This window comes from Devosia ginsengisoli (assembly GCF_007859655.1).
Taxonomy (GTDB): Bacteria; Pseudomonadota; Alphaproteobacteria; order Rhizobiales; family Devosiaceae; genus Devosia; species Devosia ginsengisoli.
This window is the reverse complement of the sequence record NZ_CP042304.1, coordinates 1180781-1196901: the sequence shown is the minus strand read 5'-3', so window position 1 is coordinate 1196901 and position 16121 is coordinate 1180781. Positions and strand designations below refer to the sequence as shown.

20 protein-coding genes and 1 pseudogene are annotated in these 16121 nt (G+C 64.5%); 10 read left to right on the top strand and 11 right to left on the bottom strand.

Annotated elements, in window-relative coordinates; translation table 11 throughout:
• From plsY to FPZ08_RS05790, 4 genes are all read right to left on the bottom strand, one after another.
• The gene (gene plsY / locus FPZ08_RS05805; protein WP_146289106.1) at positions 1 to 609 is read right to left on the bottom strand and encodes a glycerol-3-phosphate 1-O-acyltransferase PlsY; all 609 of its coding nucleotides are present in this window, start codon (positions 607 to 609) and stop codon (positions 1 to 3) included.
• Between the two features lie 318 nt (positions 610 to 927).
• Entirely contained in the window at positions 928 to 2220 is a 1293-nt protein-coding gene (gene pyrC / locus FPZ08_RS05800; protein ID WP_146289105.1) for a dihydroorotase, read from the bottom strand.
• Positions 2217 to 3203, bottom strand: a complete 987-nt coding sequence (locus FPZ08_RS05795) for an aspartate carbamoyltransferase catalytic subunit (protein ID WP_146289104.1) — start codon at positions 3201 to 3203, stop codon at positions 2217 to 2219. The genes pyrC and FPZ08_RS05795 overlap by 4 nt, the downstream gene beginning before the upstream one ends.
• A 152-nt stretch (positions 3204 to 3355) precedes the next feature.
• Entirely contained in the window at positions 3356 to 4186 is an 831-nt protein-coding gene (locus FPZ08_RS05790) for an NAD(P)H-binding protein (RefSeq protein ID WP_146289103.1), read from the bottom strand.
• A 135-nt stretch (positions 4187 to 4321) separates the two neighbouring features.
• On the opposite strand from FPZ08_RS05790, the gene FPZ08_RS05785 reads away from it, so the two are divergent.
• Positions 4322 to 5278: an AraC family transcriptional regulator gene (locus FPZ08_RS05785; protein WP_146289102.1), complete on the top strand. Its 957-nt coding sequence runs from the start codon at positions 4322 to 4324 to the stop codon at positions 5276 to 5278.
• Here the strand turns inward: FPZ08_RS05785 and ruvX are convergent.
• The gene (gene ruvX, locus FPZ08_RS05780; RefSeq protein ID WP_146292959.1) at positions 5267 to 5671 is read right to left on the bottom strand and encodes a Holliday junction resolvase RuvX; all 405 of its coding nucleotides are present in this window, start codon (positions 5669 to 5671) and stop codon (positions 5267 to 5269) included. The two genes, FPZ08_RS05785 and ruvX, sit on opposite strands and share 12 nt — an antisense overlap.
• 170 nt (positions 5672 to 5841) lie before the next feature.
• Here ruvX and FPZ08_RS05775 point away from each other — a divergent pair, with 170 nt between their 5' ends.
• The 6 genes and pseudogenes from FPZ08_RS05775 (at position 5842) to FPZ08_RS05750 (ending at position 9730) form a co-directional block, all read left to right on the top strand.
• Positions 5842 to 6375, top strand: a complete 534-nt coding sequence (locus FPZ08_RS05775; RefSeq protein WP_146289101.1) for a hypothetical protein — start codon at positions 5842 to 5844, stop codon at positions 6373 to 6375.
• An 88-nt stretch (positions 6376 to 6463) separates the two neighbouring features.
• A pseudogene (gatC, locus tag FPZ08_RS05770) lies at positions 6464 to 6752 on the top strand (Asp-tRNA(Asn)/Glu-tRNA(Gln) amidotransferase subunit GatC).
• Positions 6753 to 7235 carry a GNAT family N-acetyltransferase gene (locus tag FPZ08_RS05765; RefSeq protein WP_146289100.1) on the top strand — a complete coding sequence of 161 codons (483 nt, stop codon included), beginning with the start codon at positions 6753 to 6755 and terminating at the stop codon, positions 7233 to 7235.
• Entirely contained in the window at positions 7232 to 7696 is a 465-nt protein-coding gene (locus tag FPZ08_RS05760; RefSeq protein ID WP_146289099.1) for a hypothetical protein, read from the top strand. The genes FPZ08_RS05765 and FPZ08_RS05760 overlap by 4 nt, the downstream gene beginning before the upstream one ends.
• On the top strand, positions 7689 to 9173 hold the full coding sequence (gene gatA / locus FPZ08_RS05755) for an Asp-tRNA(Asn)/Glu-tRNA(Gln) amidotransferase subunit GatA (protein ID WP_146289098.1): 1485 nt from the start codon (positions 7689 to 7691) through the stop codon (positions 9171 to 9173). Before FPZ08_RS05760 ends, gatA begins: the two co-directional genes overlap by 8 nt.
• 239 nt (positions 9174 to 9412) lie before the next feature.
• Positions 9413 to 9730 carry a hypothetical protein gene (locus FPZ08_RS05750; protein WP_146289097.1) on the top strand — a complete coding sequence of 106 codons (318 nt, stop codon included), beginning with the start codon at positions 9413 to 9415 and terminating at the stop codon, positions 9728 to 9730.
• An 80-nt stretch (positions 9731 to 9810) separates the two neighbouring features.
• Here the strand turns inward: FPZ08_RS05750 and FPZ08_RS05745 are convergent, their stop codons facing one another.
• Positions 9811 to 10068 carry a YjhX family toxin gene (locus tag FPZ08_RS05745; protein WP_146289096.1) on the bottom strand — a complete coding sequence of 86 codons (258 nt, stop codon included), beginning with the start codon at positions 10066 to 10068 and terminating at the stop codon, positions 9811 to 9813.
• Positions 10069 to 10317: 249 nt separating this feature from the next.
• Between FPZ08_RS05745 and FPZ08_RS05740 the strand changes: the two genes are divergently transcribed.
• The 3 genes from FPZ08_RS05740 to gatB all read left to right on the top strand — a co-directional run bounded on the left by FPZ08_RS05740 (position 10318) and on the right by gatB (position 12960).
• Positions 10318 to 10626, top strand: coding sequence for a chorismate mutase (locus FPZ08_RS05740; protein WP_146289095.1), 309 nt, complete (start codon positions 10318 to 10320; stop codon positions 10624 to 10626).
• Positions 10627 to 10685: 59 nt separating this feature from the next.
• Entirely contained in the window at positions 10686 to 11198 is a 513-nt protein-coding gene (locus FPZ08_RS05735; RefSeq protein ID WP_146289094.1) for a GNAT family N-acetyltransferase, read from the top strand.
• A gap of 262 nt (positions 11199 to 11460) precedes the next feature.
• A complete protein-coding gene (gatB, locus tag FPZ08_RS05730) occupies positions 11461 to 12960 on the top strand; it encodes an Asp-tRNA(Asn)/Glu-tRNA(Gln) amidotransferase subunit GatB (protein ID WP_146289093.1) in 1500 nt (499 codons plus the stop codon).
• Positions 12961 to 13077: 117 nt separating this feature from the next.
• Here gatB and FPZ08_RS05725 read toward each other — a convergent pair whose 3' ends face one another.
• The 5 genes from FPZ08_RS05725 to purN form a co-directional block, all read right to left on the bottom strand.
• On the bottom strand, positions 13078 to 13260 hold the full coding sequence (locus FPZ08_RS05725; RefSeq protein WP_146289092.1) for a hypothetical protein: 183 nt from the start codon (positions 13258 to 13260) through the stop codon (positions 13078 to 13080).
• Positions 13261 to 13262: 2 nt separating this feature from the next.
• Complete coding sequence (locus FPZ08_RS05720) at positions 13263 to 13469, bottom strand: hypothetical protein (protein WP_146289091.1); 207 nt, start codon at positions 13467 to 13469, stop codon at positions 13263 to 13265.
• A 46-nt stretch (positions 13470 to 13515) separates the two neighbouring features.
• Positions 13516 to 14403 carry a DMT family transporter gene (locus FPZ08_RS05715; protein ID WP_186767222.1) on the bottom strand — a complete coding sequence of 296 codons (888 nt, stop codon included), beginning with the start codon at positions 14401 to 14403 and terminating at the stop codon, positions 13516 to 13518.
• A 13-nt stretch (positions 14404 to 14416) separates the two neighbouring features.
• Positions 14417 to 15307, bottom strand: coding sequence for a DMT family transporter (locus tag FPZ08_RS05710; RefSeq protein ID WP_146289089.1), 891 nt, complete (start codon positions 15305 to 15307; stop codon positions 14417 to 14419).
• 241 nt (positions 15308 to 15548) lie between these two features.
• Entirely contained in the window at positions 15549 to 16079 is a 531-nt protein-coding gene (gene purN / locus FPZ08_RS05705; RefSeq protein ID WP_246132877.1) for a phosphoribosylglycinamide formyltransferase, read from the bottom strand.
• Positions 16080 to 16121 lie beyond the last annotated feature (42 nt).

Genomic DNA, 16121 nt, shown 5'->3' with positions numbered 1-16121 from the left:
CTAGGAGGCCTTCTTCTCCGAGCCGATCCTGGGCTCGGTGCCGGCCATCAGCCGGGCGATGTTTTCGCGATGCTGGAAGAACAGGACGATGGCCATGATGGCGATGGCGCCGGCCAGCCATTCATTGACCACGACGAAGGCGAAGATGGGCGCGGTGGCGGCGGCGGTGAGCGCGGCGAGCGAGCTCATTTTCTGGGCGAAGGCGATGACCAGCCAGACGGCGCAGAAGATGAGGCCGACCGGCCAGGACAGGGCCAGGAGCGAACCGATCATGACCGACACGCCCTTGCCGCCCTTGAAATTGAGCCAGACAGGGAAGCAGTGGCCGAGAAGGGCGCCGATGGCGGCGATCATGGCGGCGTTTTCGCCCCAATAATAGCGGGCGACGAGAATCGGCAGGGCCGCCTTGGCAGCGTCGAGGACGAGGGTGGCGGCGGCGACCCATCGATTGCCGGTACGCAGCACATTGGTGGCGCCGATATTGCCCGAGCCGATATCGCGAATGTCGCCGAGCCCGGCGGCGCGGGTGAGCAGCAGGCCGAAGGGGACGGAGCCGCAGAGATAGCCGAGGACGATTGCGTAAAGCAGCGGCATCAGGTCGGTTGGCATTGGTTTCCCCTCAAATTGTGCAGAAAAGTATCTCCAGCGCGGTGGTTCCCACAAGGGGGCTTTCCAAACTCGGTGTCATCCCGGCCTTGAGCCGGGAACCATCTTGAGATGGTGAGGCAAGTCCGGTGGTTCAAACGAACCACCTTGCGGCTGGGGCGCGACCTCGGGACGGGCCCCGGCTCAAGGCCGGGGTGACATCGTGGGTGGGGAAGCGTGGTGCCACGCCCTCTTGGTTCGACAGGCTCACCATGAGGGCTACGGAGATATCTCAGCAGACCTCACCCTGAGCTTGTCGAAGGGCGAGGGCGTGGCACCATGCTACTCGATATGCACATGCACCGTTTCGCCACCGACGATGGTGCGCATGACCTTGCCGGCGAGGCGGGCGCCTTCGAAGCTGGTGTTGCGGGAGCGGGAGCGGAGGTCTCGTTCGCTGACCTGCCAGGGATAGTCAAGATCGAAGAGGATCAAGTCGGCGGGGGCGCCCTTGGCGATGCGGCCGGAGGACAGGCCGAGGATTTCGGCGGGGCGGCTGGTCATGGCGCGGAGGATGGTCATGAGGTCGACATCGCCGGAATGATGCAGGCGCAGAGCGGCGGCCAGCAGGGTTTCGAGGCCTATGGCGCCGTCGGAGGCTTCGGCGAAGGGCTGGCGCTTGACCTCGGTATCCTGCGGATCGTGGTCGGAATGGATGGTGTCGATGGCGCCGCTACGCAGGCCTTCGATGACGGCCTGGCGATCGTCCTCGGAGCGCAGGGGCGTGCCCAGCTTGAAGAAGGTGCGGTAGCGGCCGATGTCGTTTTCGTTGAGGGCGAGATTGTTGATCGAGATGCCTGAGGTAATCGAGGCGTTACGCTTCTTGGCTGCGGCCATCAGGTCGACGGAGGCGGCGCAGGAAATCTGGGCGGCGTGGTATTTGGCGCCGGTCAGGGCGGCGAGCTGCAAGTCGCGGGCGAGGGGGATGGTTTCGGCTTCGCGGGGGATGCCCTTGAGGCCGAGAATGGTGGCGAAGAGCCCTTCATTCATGACGCCGTCGCCGGTGAGGCTCTGGTCGGAAACGTGGTGGATGACGGTCATGCCGTAATTGGCGGCATAGCTCATGACGGTGCGGAGCAGGGCACTGGACTGGATGGAGTGGCGGCCATCGGTGAGGCAGACGGCGCCGGCTTCCTGCAGCAGGCCGAATTCGGTGATCTCCTGGCCGGCCAGGCCCTTGGTGATGGCGCCCGATGGCAGGACATTGACCTTGCTGGTGGCCTTGGCGCGGCGGATGAGGAAATCCACCAGGGCGCCATCGTCCACGACGGGGGACGTGTCGGGCATCATGACGAAGCTGGTGACCCCGCCGGCCGCCGCGGCTTCGCCCGCCGAAGCGAGGGTTTCGCGGTATTCCTTGCCGGGCTCGCCGGTGAAGACGCGCATGTCGATGAGGCCAGGCGCGAGGATCAGGCCATTGGCGTTGACCACTTCGGCATCTTCGGGGACGCCAACCGGGGCGCCGAGGGCGATATCGCTGATGAGGCCGTTTTCGACGAGGACGGCGCCCTTGGCATCGGTGCCGGAGGCGGGGTCGATGATGCGGGCGTTTTCGATGAGCAGGGGGCGGGTCATATCTCGTTCCTCGCGGGGAGGAGGGCATCGAGCACGGCCATGCGGACGGCGACGCCCATTTCCACCTGGTCGGTGATGACGGAGGCAGGGCCATCGGCGATGGCGGGATCGATCTCGACGCCGCGATTCATCGGGCCGGGATGCATGACGATGGCGTCGGGCTTGGCGAAGCTGAGCTTTTCGGCGTCGAGGCCGTAGAAGCGGTAGTATTCGCGCACCGAAGGGATCATGCGGCCATTAGCGCGCTCGTGCTGCAGGCGCAGCATCATGACCACGTCGGCATCCCTGAGGCCCTCGCGCATGTCGGTGAAGACCTCGGTGGCAAGATGCTCGATGCCCGCGGGGAGCAGATTACGCGGGGCGATGACGCGGGTGCGGACATTGAGCGCACCGAGCAGCAGCAGATTGGAGCGGACGACGCGGGAATTGGCGATATCGCCGCAGATGGCGACGGTGAGGCCGGAAATGCGGCCCTTGTGGTTGCGGATGGTCAGGGCATCGAGCAGGGCCTGGGTGGGGTGCTCATGGGCGCCGTCGCCGGCATTGATGACGGCGCAGCCGACCTTCTGGCTCAGCAGTTCCACCGCGCCGGCGGCAGAATGGCGAACGACGATGACGTCGGGGCGCATGGCGTTGAGCGTGGCGGCGGTGTCCACGAGGGTTTCGCCCTTGGAGACCGAGGAGGTCTTGACCGACATGTTCATGACCAGCGCGCCGAGGCGCTTGCCGGCGATCTCGAATGAACCCTGGGTGCGGGTGGAGGGCTCGAAGAAGAGATTGATCTGCGTCTTGCCCGACAGTGTCGGGTGGCTCTTGCGCTCCTGGCGGGAGACCGGAACCATGGCTTCGGCGCGATCGAGCAGATCGACGATCTCGTGCTGCTTGAGATCGGCTATCGAAAGCAAATGGCGCTGGCTGAACGGGGGAAAATCGCCGGACGAGGCGGCGGATGACGTGGTCTTGCTGGCGCGTGCTTGGGCCATGCGCTCCCATCCCTGATATTTGCTGCGGTCTAGCGGAGGGGCGGGATGGGGGCAAGCGCTGGTTGTGAATTATGTGATCGAAATCACATGAAGATGTGAATTGGGGGTGCACCCCGGCGGGGCCGGGATGCTTGATCTGTGGATCAGTGCCGCTATGCCTTCTGGCTCCAGGCGCCGGTGGCGGCCGTGTCGGCGCAATAGTGGGCGAAATCGCGGGGCTGGCGGCCAAGGGCACGCTGCACGCCGTCGCCCAGTTTCTCGTTGCGGCCGTCGAACACTTCCTCGCAGAGCCGGGTGAGGAATTCGGCAATGTCGGGGCCGACATCGGGCAGCAGGGCGGCGTGGAATTCCTCGAGGCTGATCGGGGCATAGGCGACTTCGTGGCCGGAGGCGGCGGATATGGCGGCGGCCGCTTCGGCAAAGGTCAGCAGGCGCGGGCCGGTGACTTCATAGATTTCGCCGACATGACTGATATCGGTCAGGGCGGCGACGGCAACATCGGCGATATCATCGGCATCGACGAAGGGTTCGCCGTGCTGGCCGGCGGGCAGGGCGACGAGGCCGGACAGCACTGCCGGAAGCAGGATGCCCTCGCTGAAATTCTGGTTGAACCAGCTGGCCCGCACGATGGTGGTGCCCAGGCCGGACCCGGCCATGATCTGTTCGCTGCGCTGGGCATTGGCTTCGCCGCGGCCCGACAGCATCACGACGCGTTTGACGCCGGCGGCAAGCGCCTCGGCGGCGAAGGCGCTGATGGTCTCGGGTGCGCCCGGGACAGCGATATCGGGGACGAAGGCGACAAAGGCGACTTCGGCGCCGGCCAAGGCGGGCGCCCAGGTCGACGGGTTTTCCCAATCGAAGGCGGGGTTGCTGCGGCGCGAGGCTCCGCGGGCTGGAATGTTCTGCTGTTCGAGGCGGGCGATGACGCGGCTGCCGATCTTGCCGGTAGCGCCGATGACGAGGATGGGCGTGGTGGAGGTCATGGAAAAGTTCCTTCGGGTTGCGATGACACGAAGGTGCGGCGACTTGGCTGGACTATCAATTCCATTACGGCCGTTATAATATGCAGATCGTCCAGAATGGTGGACGATAGGGTATAGACGTGGTAGCGAGCCGACATGACCGATATCCATTTCCAGCCATCGCCGCTCTCCGACCCGCTGGGGGAAGTGCTGCATATGCTGCGGCTGACCGGCACGCTGTATTGCCGGGCCGAGATGACGGCGCCCTGGGGGATCGTCATGCCTGATCTGGTCGACTCGATGATGTTCGTCATCGTGACGTCAGGGCAGAGCTGGCTGAAGATGGCGGGCGAGGAGCCGGCGCTGCTGGCGCAGGGCAGCATGGTGCTGCTGCCGCATGGCAAAAGCTACGAGCTGCTGAGCGCGCCGGATGCCGTGCCCGAGCCGCTATTCGACATTCCGGTCGAGAAGATCGGCGACCGCTACGAGATCATGCGGCATGGCGGGGGCGGCGCCGTGACCCGGGCGACATCAGGCGTGGTGCAGTTCGACAGCGTGGCGGCCAAAAGGCTGGTGTCGCTGTTGCCGCCGGTGCTGCGCGTCGATGCCTGGGATGTCGATGACGGCGACTGGCTGCGGAGCACGCTGGGACTGATCGCGCGCGAGGCCAGCGCCATGCGGCCCGGCGGCGAGACGGTGATGACAAGGCTGGCCGATATATTGGTGATCCAGGCCATCCGCGCCTGGCTGGCGCGGGCGCCCGAGGCCAATCTGGGTTGGCTGGCCGCTTTGCGCGACCGCCAGATCGGCCGCACGCTGGCCCTGATGCATCGACAGCCGGACCGGGACTGGAGCCTCGTGGACCTTGCCGGGGAAGCGGGCATGTCGCGCTCGGCCTTTTCGGCGCGCTTTACCGAACTGGTGGGGCAGCCGGCCGCGCAATATCTGGCGCAATGGCGGCTGCATCTGGCGCGGGCACAGTTGCTGGAAGGGCGCGAGGCGGTTGGCGCGGTGGCGCGGCGGGCCGGCTATCAGTCGGAGGCGGCGTTCGGACGGGCGTTCAAGCAGTTTTTCGGCGTGCCGCCGGGCGCGGCGCGCAAGCTAATGGCGTAGCCGGTCCAGCGCCCCTTGCAGGATGTAGCTGGCGGCGAGCTTGTCGACGACTTCGGCGCGACGGTCGCGGCGAAGATCGGCCTCGATCATCATGCGGGTGACGGCTGACGTGGAGAGGCGTTCGTCCCAGAAGGCGATGGGGAGCGCAGTCTTCTGCGCCAGATTGCGGGCGAAGGCGCGGGTGGACTGGACGCGGGGACCCTCGGAGCCATCCATGTTGAGCGGCAGGCCGAGGATGATGGCGGCGATCTGGTTTTCGGCGACGAGCTGCAGGATGCGCTCGGCATCCTGGGTGAATTTGCTGCGCTTTATGGTTTCGAGCGGGGTGGCCGAATAGCGCATGCCGTCGCTGATGGCGACACCGATGGTCTTGGTGCCGAGATCGAGCGCCATGATGCGGCCGGTAGCCGGGATGGCGGCGAGGGGATTGGGGATGTCTTCGGTCACGGGCCAACTCGCATTGGTGCCACGCCCCCGTGGTTCGACAAGCTCACCATGAGGGCTACTGTGGCTCGGGCTCGTCCTATAGGGTGCGGGCCGGTTTGGCGACAGGAAAGCGGCGGATGAAACTCACCTGGTTCGGCGGGACGACTGTTCGTATTCACATTGGCGGGGCGATTCTGGTGGTGGATGCCGAGGGTGCGCCTGACGGAATCGATGCGGCGGAGCTGGTGTCGGGGGCGGATGTGGTGATTGCCGGGTTCGGGGCGGAACTGGCTGAGGTCGATGCGGCGCGGTGGAAGCCGCGGAGATCGCCACGGCTGCTGGATGTGGGCGAGAGCCTGCCGGTGGTGGAGGCCTGGGCGGCGGGACGCGGCGCGGTGCTGGTGGAGGCCATTGGCGAAGCGCCCTTGCTGCTGGTGGCGGGTGAGGTGCCGGCGCTGGGGCGTTGGGCGGATGGGGCGGTGGTGGTGTTGTTCGGCGACGGTGCGGGACTGGTGCGGCGTGGCGGGGCTCTGCTGGATGAGGCGCCGCCGCGGCTGCTGGCGCTGGCTGGGAACGAGGCGGCGATCGATATGGCGATCCCGGCTTTGCGGGATCGGCTGGATGGAACGGGGCTGGTGGCGCTGGAAGCGGGGATGGCATTGGAAGTCTGATCCGATGCATCAGCCATTTTCATTGTCTTTTTGGGCGCGCCATTGCTAATAACGGCCCAAATCGAGCCGTTCTGTTCTGGAGTTTCCCATGTCTGTCGACGCCGCAACCGTGAAGCGCATCGGGCGCCTGGCGCGCATCCGCATCGAAGAGGGCGAGGTGGAAGCCTACCGCAATGAGCTCAACGCCATTCTGGGCTTTGTCGAGCAGCTCGGCCGAAGTCGATGTCGCGGGCGTCGAGCCGATGACGTCAGTGACGCCGATGAGCCTGCGCCGTCGTGACGACGTGATCAGCGATGGCGGCTATCCGGAAAAGATCGTCAGCAATGCGCCGCTGACCGAAGACAATTTCTTCATGGTGCCCAAGGTGATCGAATAGATGGCTGTCAGCATCGCCATCGAAACGCCTTTGCAGGACGATGTGCGTGGCCTCGTCGCCCGGCTCAACGACCATTTGCTGCCGCTGTCGCCGCTGGAATTCCAGTTCAAGATGACGGTGGAGCAGATGGCCGGCCCCGAAACGACGCTGTTCGTGGCGCGGGACGAGGATGGGCGGGCCGTGGGCATGGGCGCGCTCAAGGTTCATTCCACTGAGCTGGGCGAGGTGAAGCGTATGTTCACCGACCCTGAAGTGCGCGGCAAGCGCATCGGCTCGGCGCTGCTGGAGGCCATCGTGGCGCTGGCGCGGGACAAGGGGTTGGTTACGCTGATGCTGGAAACCGGCACCGGGCCCGGTATGGCCGAGGCGCACCGGCTTTATGTCAGGAGCGGTTTCGTTACGCGTGGGCCGTTTCTCGACTACCCCGACAGCGAATGGTCGGCGTTTTTCGAGCTGCCGCTCAAGGTGGAGGTCGGCGCATGAGGACGATACTGATTGCCACGGGCCTGATGCTGACGGTCAGTGCTGCTCTGGCGCAGGAGGATCTGGTCATTGACCAGACCAAGCTCTATGTGACCGATCCGGCGGCCTGCGAGGCGGTGGAAAAGCAGGGCGTGGATGCCTTCATGGACATGGATTTCCTGGGCCTGACCTTCGAGGACGGCATCCAGGGCATGGAATTCCACTGCAATTTCTATGACATCAAGAGCCGGCCCTATACGCCGGTGCTGTTCGTGGACGCGGTCTGCGAACTGCCGGGCGAACTCTATGCCGATACCATGGCCATTGCCCCCGATGGGGAAGACACGATCCGGCTGGTCTCCAGCGCCGACACGGCGCTGGGACTGGTGGGCCAGATCGAGCCCGACCCGGAAGGTTTTTATCCCGCGGGGACGACCATCTATCACCGCTGCGACAATCTGAGCGAGATTCCCTTTGACTGACCTGACCAAACTGAGCCTGGCCGACGCAAGCAAGGGCCTCAAGGCCAAGAGCTTTACCGCTACCGAACTGACCGGCGCCTATCTCAAGGCGATCGAAGCGGCCAATCCCAGCCTCAACGCCTATGTGGCGGTGACGCCGGAACAGGCGCTCGACATGGCCAAGGCCAGCGACGCGAAGCTGGCGGCCGGGCAGGGCGGGACGCTGGAAGGGATTCCGCTGGGCATCAAGGACCTGTTCGGCACCAAGGGCGTGCATACGCAGGCGGCCAGCCATATCCTTGATGGGTTCAAGCCGGAATATGAATCGACCGTCACCAGCAATCTGTGGCGCGATGGCGCCGTCATGCTGGGCAAGCTCAACATGGACGAATTCGCCATGGGCTCGTCCAACGAGACCAGCTATTACGGGCCGGTAGTGAGCCCGTTCCGCGCCGAAGGCAGCAATGCCAACCTGGTGCCGGGCGGTTCGTCGGGCGGTTCGGCGGCGGCGGTTTCGGCCTGGCTGTGCGCCGGGGCGACGGCGACCGATACCGGCGGCTCGATTCGCCAGCCGGCGGCGCTGACCGGCACGGTGGGCATGAAGCCGACCTATGGCCGCTGCTCGCGCTGGGGCGTGGTGGCGTTTGCGTCCTCGCTGGACCAGGCGGGGCCGATCGCCCGCACGGTAGAAGATGCCGCTTTGCTGATGACCTCCATGTCGGGGTTCGACCCCAAGGATTCGACCAGCGTCGACATTGCGGTGCCGGACTTTGCCGCCGCGGTGGAACGCGGCGTGAAGGGGCTGACCATCGGCGTGCCGCGCGAATATCGCATGGACGGCATGCCCGGTGAGATCGAGAAGCTGTGGAGCCAGGGGCTGGAGTGGCTTAAGGCCGAAGGCGCTGTGGTCAAGGATATCTCGTTGCCGCATACGAAATATGCCCTGCCGGCCTATTACATCGTGGCGCCGGCCGAGGCGTCGTCCAACCTGGCGCGCTATGACGGGGTGAAATACGGCCTGCGCGTTTCGGGCAAGGACATTACCGACATGTATGAGCTGACCCGCGCCGCCGGGTTCGGTCGCGAGGTGAAGCGCCGCATCATGATCGGCACCTATGTGCTGTCGGCGGGCTATTTCGACGCCTATTACGTCAAGGCGCAGAAGGTGCGGACGCTGATCAAGAAGGATTTCGAGGACGCGTTCAATGCGGGCGTGGATGCCATCCTGACCCCGGCGACGCCGTCGGCGGCTTTCGGCATTGGCGACGAGACTTTGGCGGCCGATCCGGTGGCCATGTATATGCAGGACGTGTTCACGGTGACGGTCAACATGGCGGGATTGCCGGGCATTGCCGTGCCAGCCGGCAAGGACGCCAAGGGCCTGCCGCTGGGATTGCAGCTGATCGGCAAGCCGTTCGACGAGGAGACGCTGTTTGCGGCCGGGCGGGTGATCGAGAAGGCTGCTGGCGGGGACTTTGCGCCGAAGGTGTGGTGGTAATATCCTGCCACGCCCTCGTGGTTCGAGGCTCGCAAAGAGCTCGCACCTCACCATGAGGGCTACTTACACACCGAGCTAAAAGTAGCCCTCATGGTGAGGTGCGCTTCTTCAGCGCCTCGAACCACGAGGGCGTGGCACTTGATCCCCGCACCGTTCCGCCTTATTTGGCCCGGATGCACAAATTGAAATTGGTTGTGACGTCGCCGCGCGCGGCGTCCGGGCCGACAAGGGTTTCACCGATGGCCGCTGACATCTTCACTTCGCTCGACTGGTCCGAGCCCCCCAAGGACATGAGCAAGCCCTTGCAGGCGCTGTGGTGGCTCAAGAAGGGCGGGCTGCGCGTTGGCCCCGAATGGGAGCAGGCACATACTATCGTGCAGGCCATGGAGGGCGTGCAGGCCTTCGACTGGGTGCATGCGCTGATGCACTGGATCGAGGCCGATATGGGCAATGCCGATTATTGGTATCGCCGCGCCGGCAAGCGCCGCGCCACGGCCAGCGTGGGCAGCGAGTGGGAGCATATTGCCGCAGCGCTGAGCGAGGTTACCAAGCACTAGGCGGCGGCTGCGCCGAGTCTTGTGGGATACCCCTCCTAACCTCCCCCTGATAGGGGGAGGAACAGATTGGGGATGTGGCACTAGCGATTGTCATATTCGCTCCGTACCAGTTCCAGGCCGCGCCTTGTGATGCGGTAGGCTTGGCCGCCTTGCGAGCGGATGGCCTTTTTGGCCTTGAGCTTCTTGAAAAGCAGCAGTGTCAGGCCGCTCATCAGCCAGCCGTCGCGGTTGAAGAATTCAAGACCTGTCACCTTGCCGGCTTCGTCCTTGAGCAACGCGATGCGGCCGCCCTGCGCGAGGGCGTGGAGCACCCGCTGTTCGTCTCGTGAAATATCCATGGAAAGTCAGTTGCCTGTTGGCGGCGGATCAGAGATCCGCGAACAAACTTGATCTCCCGACGGCATCACGCGCGGCGGGCGACTGGTTCATTCATGCCCCGTCGCAGATGGACGGGGCTTCAGGCGGTTTCAGACTGACTAGACATGTGGGTTTGATAGCGCCGGATAGACCAATTGCGCAAGGCGGGCGGTTGAAATCGCGGCCGGGGCGGTGCAAACCAGCAACAACGAAACTGACTGGAACCTGCTGTGACCGCACCAAAATCGCCCGAAGCCTGCGAAACCAAGGATGACGTCCGCGTCGAGATCGACCGCGTGGACCAGGCGCTGCTGAACCTGTTTGCCGAGCGGCACCGCTATGTGACGCGGATGGCGCAGATCAAGACCGATCCGCATGAGGCGCGCGACCCGGCCCGCATCGAGGCGGTGATTGCCAAAGTACGCGACCGCAGTTTGGCCCTTGATCTCGACGAGGATCAGGCCGAACTTGTGTGGCGGACCCTGATCGACTGGAACATCAACTACGAGAAGGGCATCATCGCGGCGCGGCGCCGCTAGGGACCAATCGGCACCCGGCTCGACCTGAGTTGACTGTCGAGCAGTCCTAGGAGGTCATCATGGCGGGCATTTCCATTCGCAAGGCTGAAACGTCCGATGCCCGCCGGCTGGCCGATATTGCCTATCGCGCCTGGGAGAGCGGAATTTTTCCGCTGTTGACCGAACAGCCCGGCATGAAGCAGGCCGAGCAGCGCCGGCTGGCGCAGGCGGTGGCCGAAACGCTGAGCCGGATCATCGTGGCCGAGGTGGACGGGATCGTGGTGGCCTGGTGTTCGCGCTCGGCGCGGCGGGCCTATATTCCCTATCTTTTCGTGATGCCGGAATTGCAGGGGCACGGGCTGGGCTCGACGCTGCTGCGGCGCATGGAGAGCATGCTGGAGCTGGAAGGCGCCGAACGGGTGCAACTGGAAACGCCGGCCGACAATGTGCGGGCGGTGCGGTTTTACGAGAAGCAGGGCTATCGGATATTGGCGCTGCGGCCGGACGGACGGGCGGCGCATGAGCCGTTCATGAGCGTGCATCTGGAGAAAAGGCTGAACCCGTTCGAGGGGGAGATCGAGGACGAGGACTAGTCCTTTCTTTCCTTCTCCCCTTGAGGGAGAAGGTGCCCCTCCGGGTCGCGTAGCGCCCGAAGACAGGCTCCGGGCGGATGAGGGGTTGTTTCCGCCAACATTGAAGCATGGGCGAGCGCAGCACCCCTCACCCTGATATTTCTGCTGAACGCAGAAATATCGTCCCTCTCCCTCAAGGGGAGAGGGGAAGAGGCGTTGCATCGCGGCGACCTTCCAACTATGCGTTTTGAAAGCAAAACTTGCATCGCCTCAGGACGTTCAATTGACCCTTATCGACACGCGCACGCCCAATCCCAAGAGCTTCATTGCCGGCTCGACCGGTGACTGGGAGGTCATTATCGGCATGGAAGTGCATGCCCAGGTGACGTCGGAGAGCAAGCTGTTCTCGGGGTCTTCCACTGAGTTCGGCAATCCGCCCAATGCCAACGTGTCGTTCGTGGATGCGGCCATGCCGGGCATGCTGCCTGTTATCAACGAGGAATGCGTGCGGCAGGCCGTGCGCACCGGGCTGGGGCTGAAGGCGGCGATCAACAAGCGCAGCGTGTTCGACCGGAAGAACTATTTCTATCCGGACCTGCCGCAGGGCTACCAGATATCCCAGTTCAAGGACCCCATCGTGGGCGAGGGCAAGGTGTTGCTCGACATGCCGGACGGGCAGATCGAGATCGGCATCGAGCGGCTGCATCTGGAACAGGATGCGGGCAAGTCGATCCATGACCAGCATCCGAATATGAGCTTTGTCGACCTCAACCGCTCGGGCGTGGCGCTGATGGAAATCGTCAGCAAGCCGGACCTGCGCTCGTCTGAAGAAGCCAAGGAATATCTGGGCAAGCTGCGGACCATTTTGCGGTATCTGGGTACCTGCGACGGCAATATGGAGCAGGGCTCCATGCGCGCCGACGTGAACGTGTCGGTGCGCAAGCCGGGTGGCGAATTCGGTACGCGTTGCGAAATCAAGAATGTGAACTCGATCCGGTTTGCCGGCCAGGCTATCGAATATGAGGCACGGCGGCAGATCGACATTCTGGAAGATGGCGGCAGTATCGACCAGGAGACGCGGCTGTTCGACCCCAAGCTGGGCGAGACGCGTTCGATGCGCTCCAAGGAAGAAGCGCATGACTATCGCTACTTCCCCGATCCGGACCTGCTGCCGCTGGAATTCGATGACGCGTTCATTGCGATGCTGGCCGAGAAGCTGCCGGAACTGCCGGATGAGAAGAAGGCGCGCTTCGTGGGCGAGTATGGCGTGACCGCCTATGACGCCATGGTGCTGACGCTGGATCACGAGACGGCGGATTATTACGAGAGCTGCGTGGGTTTTGGCGGCGGCAAGCGCGATGGCAAGGCCGTGGCCAATATCCTCAATGCCGATGTGGCGGCCTATGCCAACAGCCAGGGGCTGGCGGTGTGGGAAACCCATCTCAAGCCGAGCCAGATTGCCGGGATCGTCGACCTGGTGGCGGCGGGAACGATTTCGTCCAAGGGCGCCAAGGACCTGCTGCAGGTGATCATTGCCGAGGAGCCCGAGGGCGAACCATCAGAGATCGTCGAGCGCCGCGGCATGAAGCAGGTAACCGATATGGGAGCGATCGAAAAGATCGTCGACGAGATCATCGCCGCCAATCCCGACCAGGTGGAGAAGGTCAAGGCCAAGCCGACCATGATCGGCTGGTTCGTCGGCCAGGCCATGAAGGCCTCGGGCGGCAAGGCCAACCCGCAGGCGCTGAGCGATCTGATGAAGCAGAAGCTCGGCATCGAATAGCGAAGGCCCTGGAGACCTCATGGTGAGCTTGTCGAACCATGAGGTCGGGTTGGTGGAGGCCTGGTGCCACGCCTCGTGGTTCGACGGGCTCACCATGAGGGCTACTGGGGGATTTCCCTAGGGGTTGGGATCATTCTCCGGCTCGGGCGGCAGATTGGGATCGATGGGTTCCTTTTCGCCGTGACGCAGCGGCGATGTATGCGGGTGCTCGGCATCGCCGGTCGGCAGGCCGACGGGCATTGCGGGGACCCGGTCGGGCGGTGGCGCCTTGGGTTTGTCGGGTTTGTGGTCCTTTGCCATCATCAACTCCGTGTCGGCGGTTGATCCGTGCCGGGACCCGGTTCGGGCGCCGGCTGGCCCGGCGTCGGATCCTCGACGGGCTGCGGGGTATCCGGCAGTTCCTGGGGATGCGGGGGCACCGGATTGACGGGCTGCGGCGGCGCGGGCTCGGGCTGCGGAATGATTTCCGGCTGCGGGCGCGGATCGATATCGGGTCTGGGCTGGTTCATGGCATGCTCCTGAGGGAGCAACGGACAGCTTGCGCGGCAGTTCCCGCTAAGCCGCGGCGGTGCGCCGACGAACCAGCCTGCCATCCATGAAGATCAGGCCGATGAAAATCACCACAATGCCCGCGATATGGGCCGGGTCGAGGCGTTCGTGCAGCACCAGCGCGCCGAGCAGGATGGCCGAGATGGGGGTGATGAAGGTGTTGAGCGACAGATTGGTGGCGCCGACGCGCGGCAGCAGCCAATAGACCAGCAGGAAGCTGATGCTGGTGGAAAAGGCGCCGATGCCAAAAAGCGCGCCCCAGGTTTCGGGGCGGGTGATGACCGGCATGCCGCTGAACAGCAGGGCCACGGGAACTGACAGCAGGGCCGCCCCGGTCAGCGAGCAGGTGGCGACGGCGGCGGAGTCGATATCCCTGAAGCGGCGGGCATAGTTGAGGGTGAGTGCGTAGCAGAGGGTGGCGCCCATGGCGGCGAGGAGGCCGATGACCTGGGCCGAGGCGCCAGCGCCCAGCGAGGGGAAAGCCAGGATGACGGCGCCGATAAAGCCGATGATGACGCCGACCACCTTGTTCCAGGTGGCCTTTTCGCCACCGGGCCAGAGCTGGGAGACGATGACGGTGCTCATCGGGGTGAGGCCATTGATGACGCCGACAATGCCGCTGGCTACGGTCTGCTCGGCAAAGGGGAAGAGCGCGAAGGGAATGGCATAGTTGAGAATGCCGAGGACCAGCAACTGGGCATAGATGCGCCAGTCATTGGGCAGAGTCTTGCGCATGGCGAGGAAATAGACCCAGCAGATTGCAGCGCCGATGGTGACGCGGCCCGCCGAGACCCAGAGCGGGCTGATTTCGCGGATCAGGATGGCGTTGAACAGGAAGGAGCAGCCCCAGACCGCGCCGAGCATGATGATGAGAAGCCAATAGCGCAGGGGCATGGATGGTCTCCGGTCAGGCGGCGGCGCGGCGCCAGATGGCGCCGATGCGGCCATCGATGAACAGCAGGCCGAGGAAGATCACCAGCATGCCGGCGACCTGGATGGGCAGGATGGTTTCGCCGAGCAGGGTGACGCCGAGGATCAGCGCCGAAATCGGCGCGATGAAGGTGGTGGTGGCGAAATTGGTCGCCCCGACGCGCGGCAGGATGCGGTACATGATCTGGAAGGTGAAGGCGGTGGACAGTAGGCCAATGGCCAGCGCCGCACCCCAGGTTTCCGGCCGGGTCATGACGGGCACGCCCTCGGTGAAGAAGGCAACGGGTATGGCGATCACAGCCGCGCCGGTCAAAGCGATCGAGGCGAAGGCGGTCGGCTCGACATGCTTGTAGCTGCGGGTGATGTTGAGGGTGAGGGCGTAGCACAGGGTGGCGCCCAGGCAGGCGGCGACGGCCCAGAGATGGGAACTGCCGCCCGAGGACAGGGCGGGGGACACGAGCAGGGCCGCGCCGAGAAAGCCGATGGCGACGCCGGTGAACTTGGTGCGGGTGGCCTTTTCGCCGCCGATCCAGAAATGGGAAATCAGCGCCGTGACCATCGGGGTCAGGGCATTGATGATGGCGGCGATACCGCTGGCCAAATGGGCCTGGGCCAGCGGGAAGAGCGCGAAGGGGATGGCATAGGCCACGACGCCGAGCAGGCCCAGCTGCAGCCACAGAGCGGGATCGCGCGGGATCGGCTTGCGCAAAGCGAGCATGACCAGCCAGCAGCCCAGCGCGCCAATGGCCACGCGGAAGCTGGTGACCCAGAGCGGGCCGATCTCGCGGATCAGCACGGCATTGAAAATGAACGAGCAGCCCCAGATGGCGCCCAGCAGGATGATCCAGAACCAGTCGCGCGAAGCCATGGCGATTCCCCTTGTCGGAAGCGGACGCTACGCCTGGGGAGAACAAAGGTCGAACCGATTTTGACGATGGGGGCGATCAAAATCGGTGATAGGGTAGATCGCGTTTGGCGAGATTGTGCCCCTTGCTCAATGTCACCCCGGCCTTGAGCCGGGGCCCATCCTCCGATCATGTCGGCGGCGACATCTCAGGATGGATCCCGGCTCAAGGCCGAGATGACACCGGGGTTGGGGAGCTATCGTGCTAAATCGCGCCGCTTGCCAGCAGGCGGAGGGCCTGGGGGTAGATGCGGTGTTCCTCGACCAGGATGCGGGTGGCGAGGGTTTCGGGGGTGTCGCCTGGCAGGACCGGGACTTCGGCTTGCAGGATGGGGGCGCCTTCGTCGAGGCCGGGCGTGACGAAATGGACGGTGCAGCCGTGGACTTTTGCGCCGTCGGCCAGCGCGCGTTCGTGGGTGTGGAGGCCCTTGTAGAGGGGCAGCAGGGAGGGGTGGATGTTGATCATCCTGCCGGCCCAGCGATTGACGAAGTCGTCGCCCAGGATGCGCATGAAGCCGGCGAGGCAGACGATGTCCACATTCCAGCTTTCGAGGATCTGGGTCATGACGTCTTCGAACATGTCCCGGCTGGGGAATTTGCTCTGGGCGAGGGAGGCCGTGGCGATGCCGTCGGCGGCGGCAATGGCGAGGCCGGGGGCGGCGGCGCGATTGGAGAGCACGCCGACAATTTCGGCGGGGTAATCGGGGGCTCTTGCGGCCTCGATCAGCGCCGACATGTTGGAACCGCGGCCCGAAATCAGGATGGCAACGCGCTTGCG

Bases quoted from the DNA above. Each gene is read 5' to 3' on its own strand.
- plsY (WP_146289106.1), bottom strand. From the start codon at position 609: ATGCCAACCGACCTGATGCCGCTGCTTTACGCAATCGTCCTCGGCTAT.
- pyrC (WP_146289105.1), bottom strand. From the start codon at position 2,220: ATGACCCGCCCCCTGCTCATCGAAAACGCCCGCATCATCGACCCCGCC.
- FPZ08_RS05795 (WP_146289104.1), bottom strand. From the start codon at position 3,203: ATGGCCCAAGCACGCGCCAGCAAGACCACGTCATCCGCCGCCTCGTCC.
- FPZ08_RS05790 (WP_146289103.1), bottom strand. From the start codon at position 4,186: ATGACCTCCACCACGCCCATCCTCGTCATCGGCGCTACCGGCAAGATC.
- FPZ08_RS05785 (WP_146289102.1), top strand. From the start codon at position 4,322: ATGACCGATATCCATTTCCAGCCATCGCCGCTCTCCGACCCGCTGGGG.
- ruvX (WP_146292959.1), bottom strand. From the start codon at position 5,671: ATGGCGCTCGATCTCGGCACCAAGACCATCGGTGTCGCCATCAGCGAC.
- FPZ08_RS05775 (WP_146289101.1), top strand. From the start codon at position 5,842: ATGAAACTCACCTGGTTCGGCGGGACGACTGTTCGTATTCACATTGGC.
- FPZ08_RS05765 (WP_146289100.1), top strand. From the start codon at position 6,753: ATGGCTGTCAGCATCGCCATCGAAACGCCTTTGCAGGACGATGTGCGT.
- FPZ08_RS05760 (WP_146289099.1), top strand. From the start codon at position 7,232: ATGAGGACGATACTGATTGCCACGGGCCTGATGCTGACGGTCAGTGCT.
- FPZ08_RS05750 (WP_146289097.1), top strand. From the start codon at position 9,413: ATGGCCGCTGACATCTTCACTTCGCTCGACTGGTCCGAGCCCCCCAAG.
- FPZ08_RS05745 (WP_146289096.1), bottom strand. From the start codon at position 10,068: ATGGATATTTCACGAGACGAACAGCGGGTGCTCCACGCCCTCGCGCAG.
- FPZ08_RS05735 (WP_146289094.1), top strand. From the start codon at position 10,686: ATGGCGGGCATTTCCATTCGCAAGGCTGAAACGTCCGATGCCCGCCGG.
- FPZ08_RS05725 (WP_146289092.1), bottom strand. From the start codon at position 13,260: ATGGCAAAGGACCACAAACCCGACAAACCCAAGGCGCCACCGCCCGAC.
- FPZ08_RS05720 (WP_146289091.1), bottom strand. From the start codon at position 13,469: ATGAACCAGCCCAGACCCGATATCGATCCGCGCCCGCAGCCGGAAATC.
- FPZ08_RS05715 (WP_186767222.1), bottom strand. From the start codon at position 14,403: ATGCCCCTGCGCTATTGGCTTCTCATCATCATGCTCGGCGCGGTCTGG.
- FPZ08_RS05710 (WP_146289089.1), bottom strand. From the start codon at position 15,307: ATGGCTTCGCGCGACTGGTTCTGGATCATCCTGCTGGGCGCCATCTGG.
- purN (WP_246132877.1), bottom strand. From the start codon at position 16,079: ATGTCGGCGCTGATCGAGGCCGCAAGAGCCCCCGATTACCCCGCCGAA.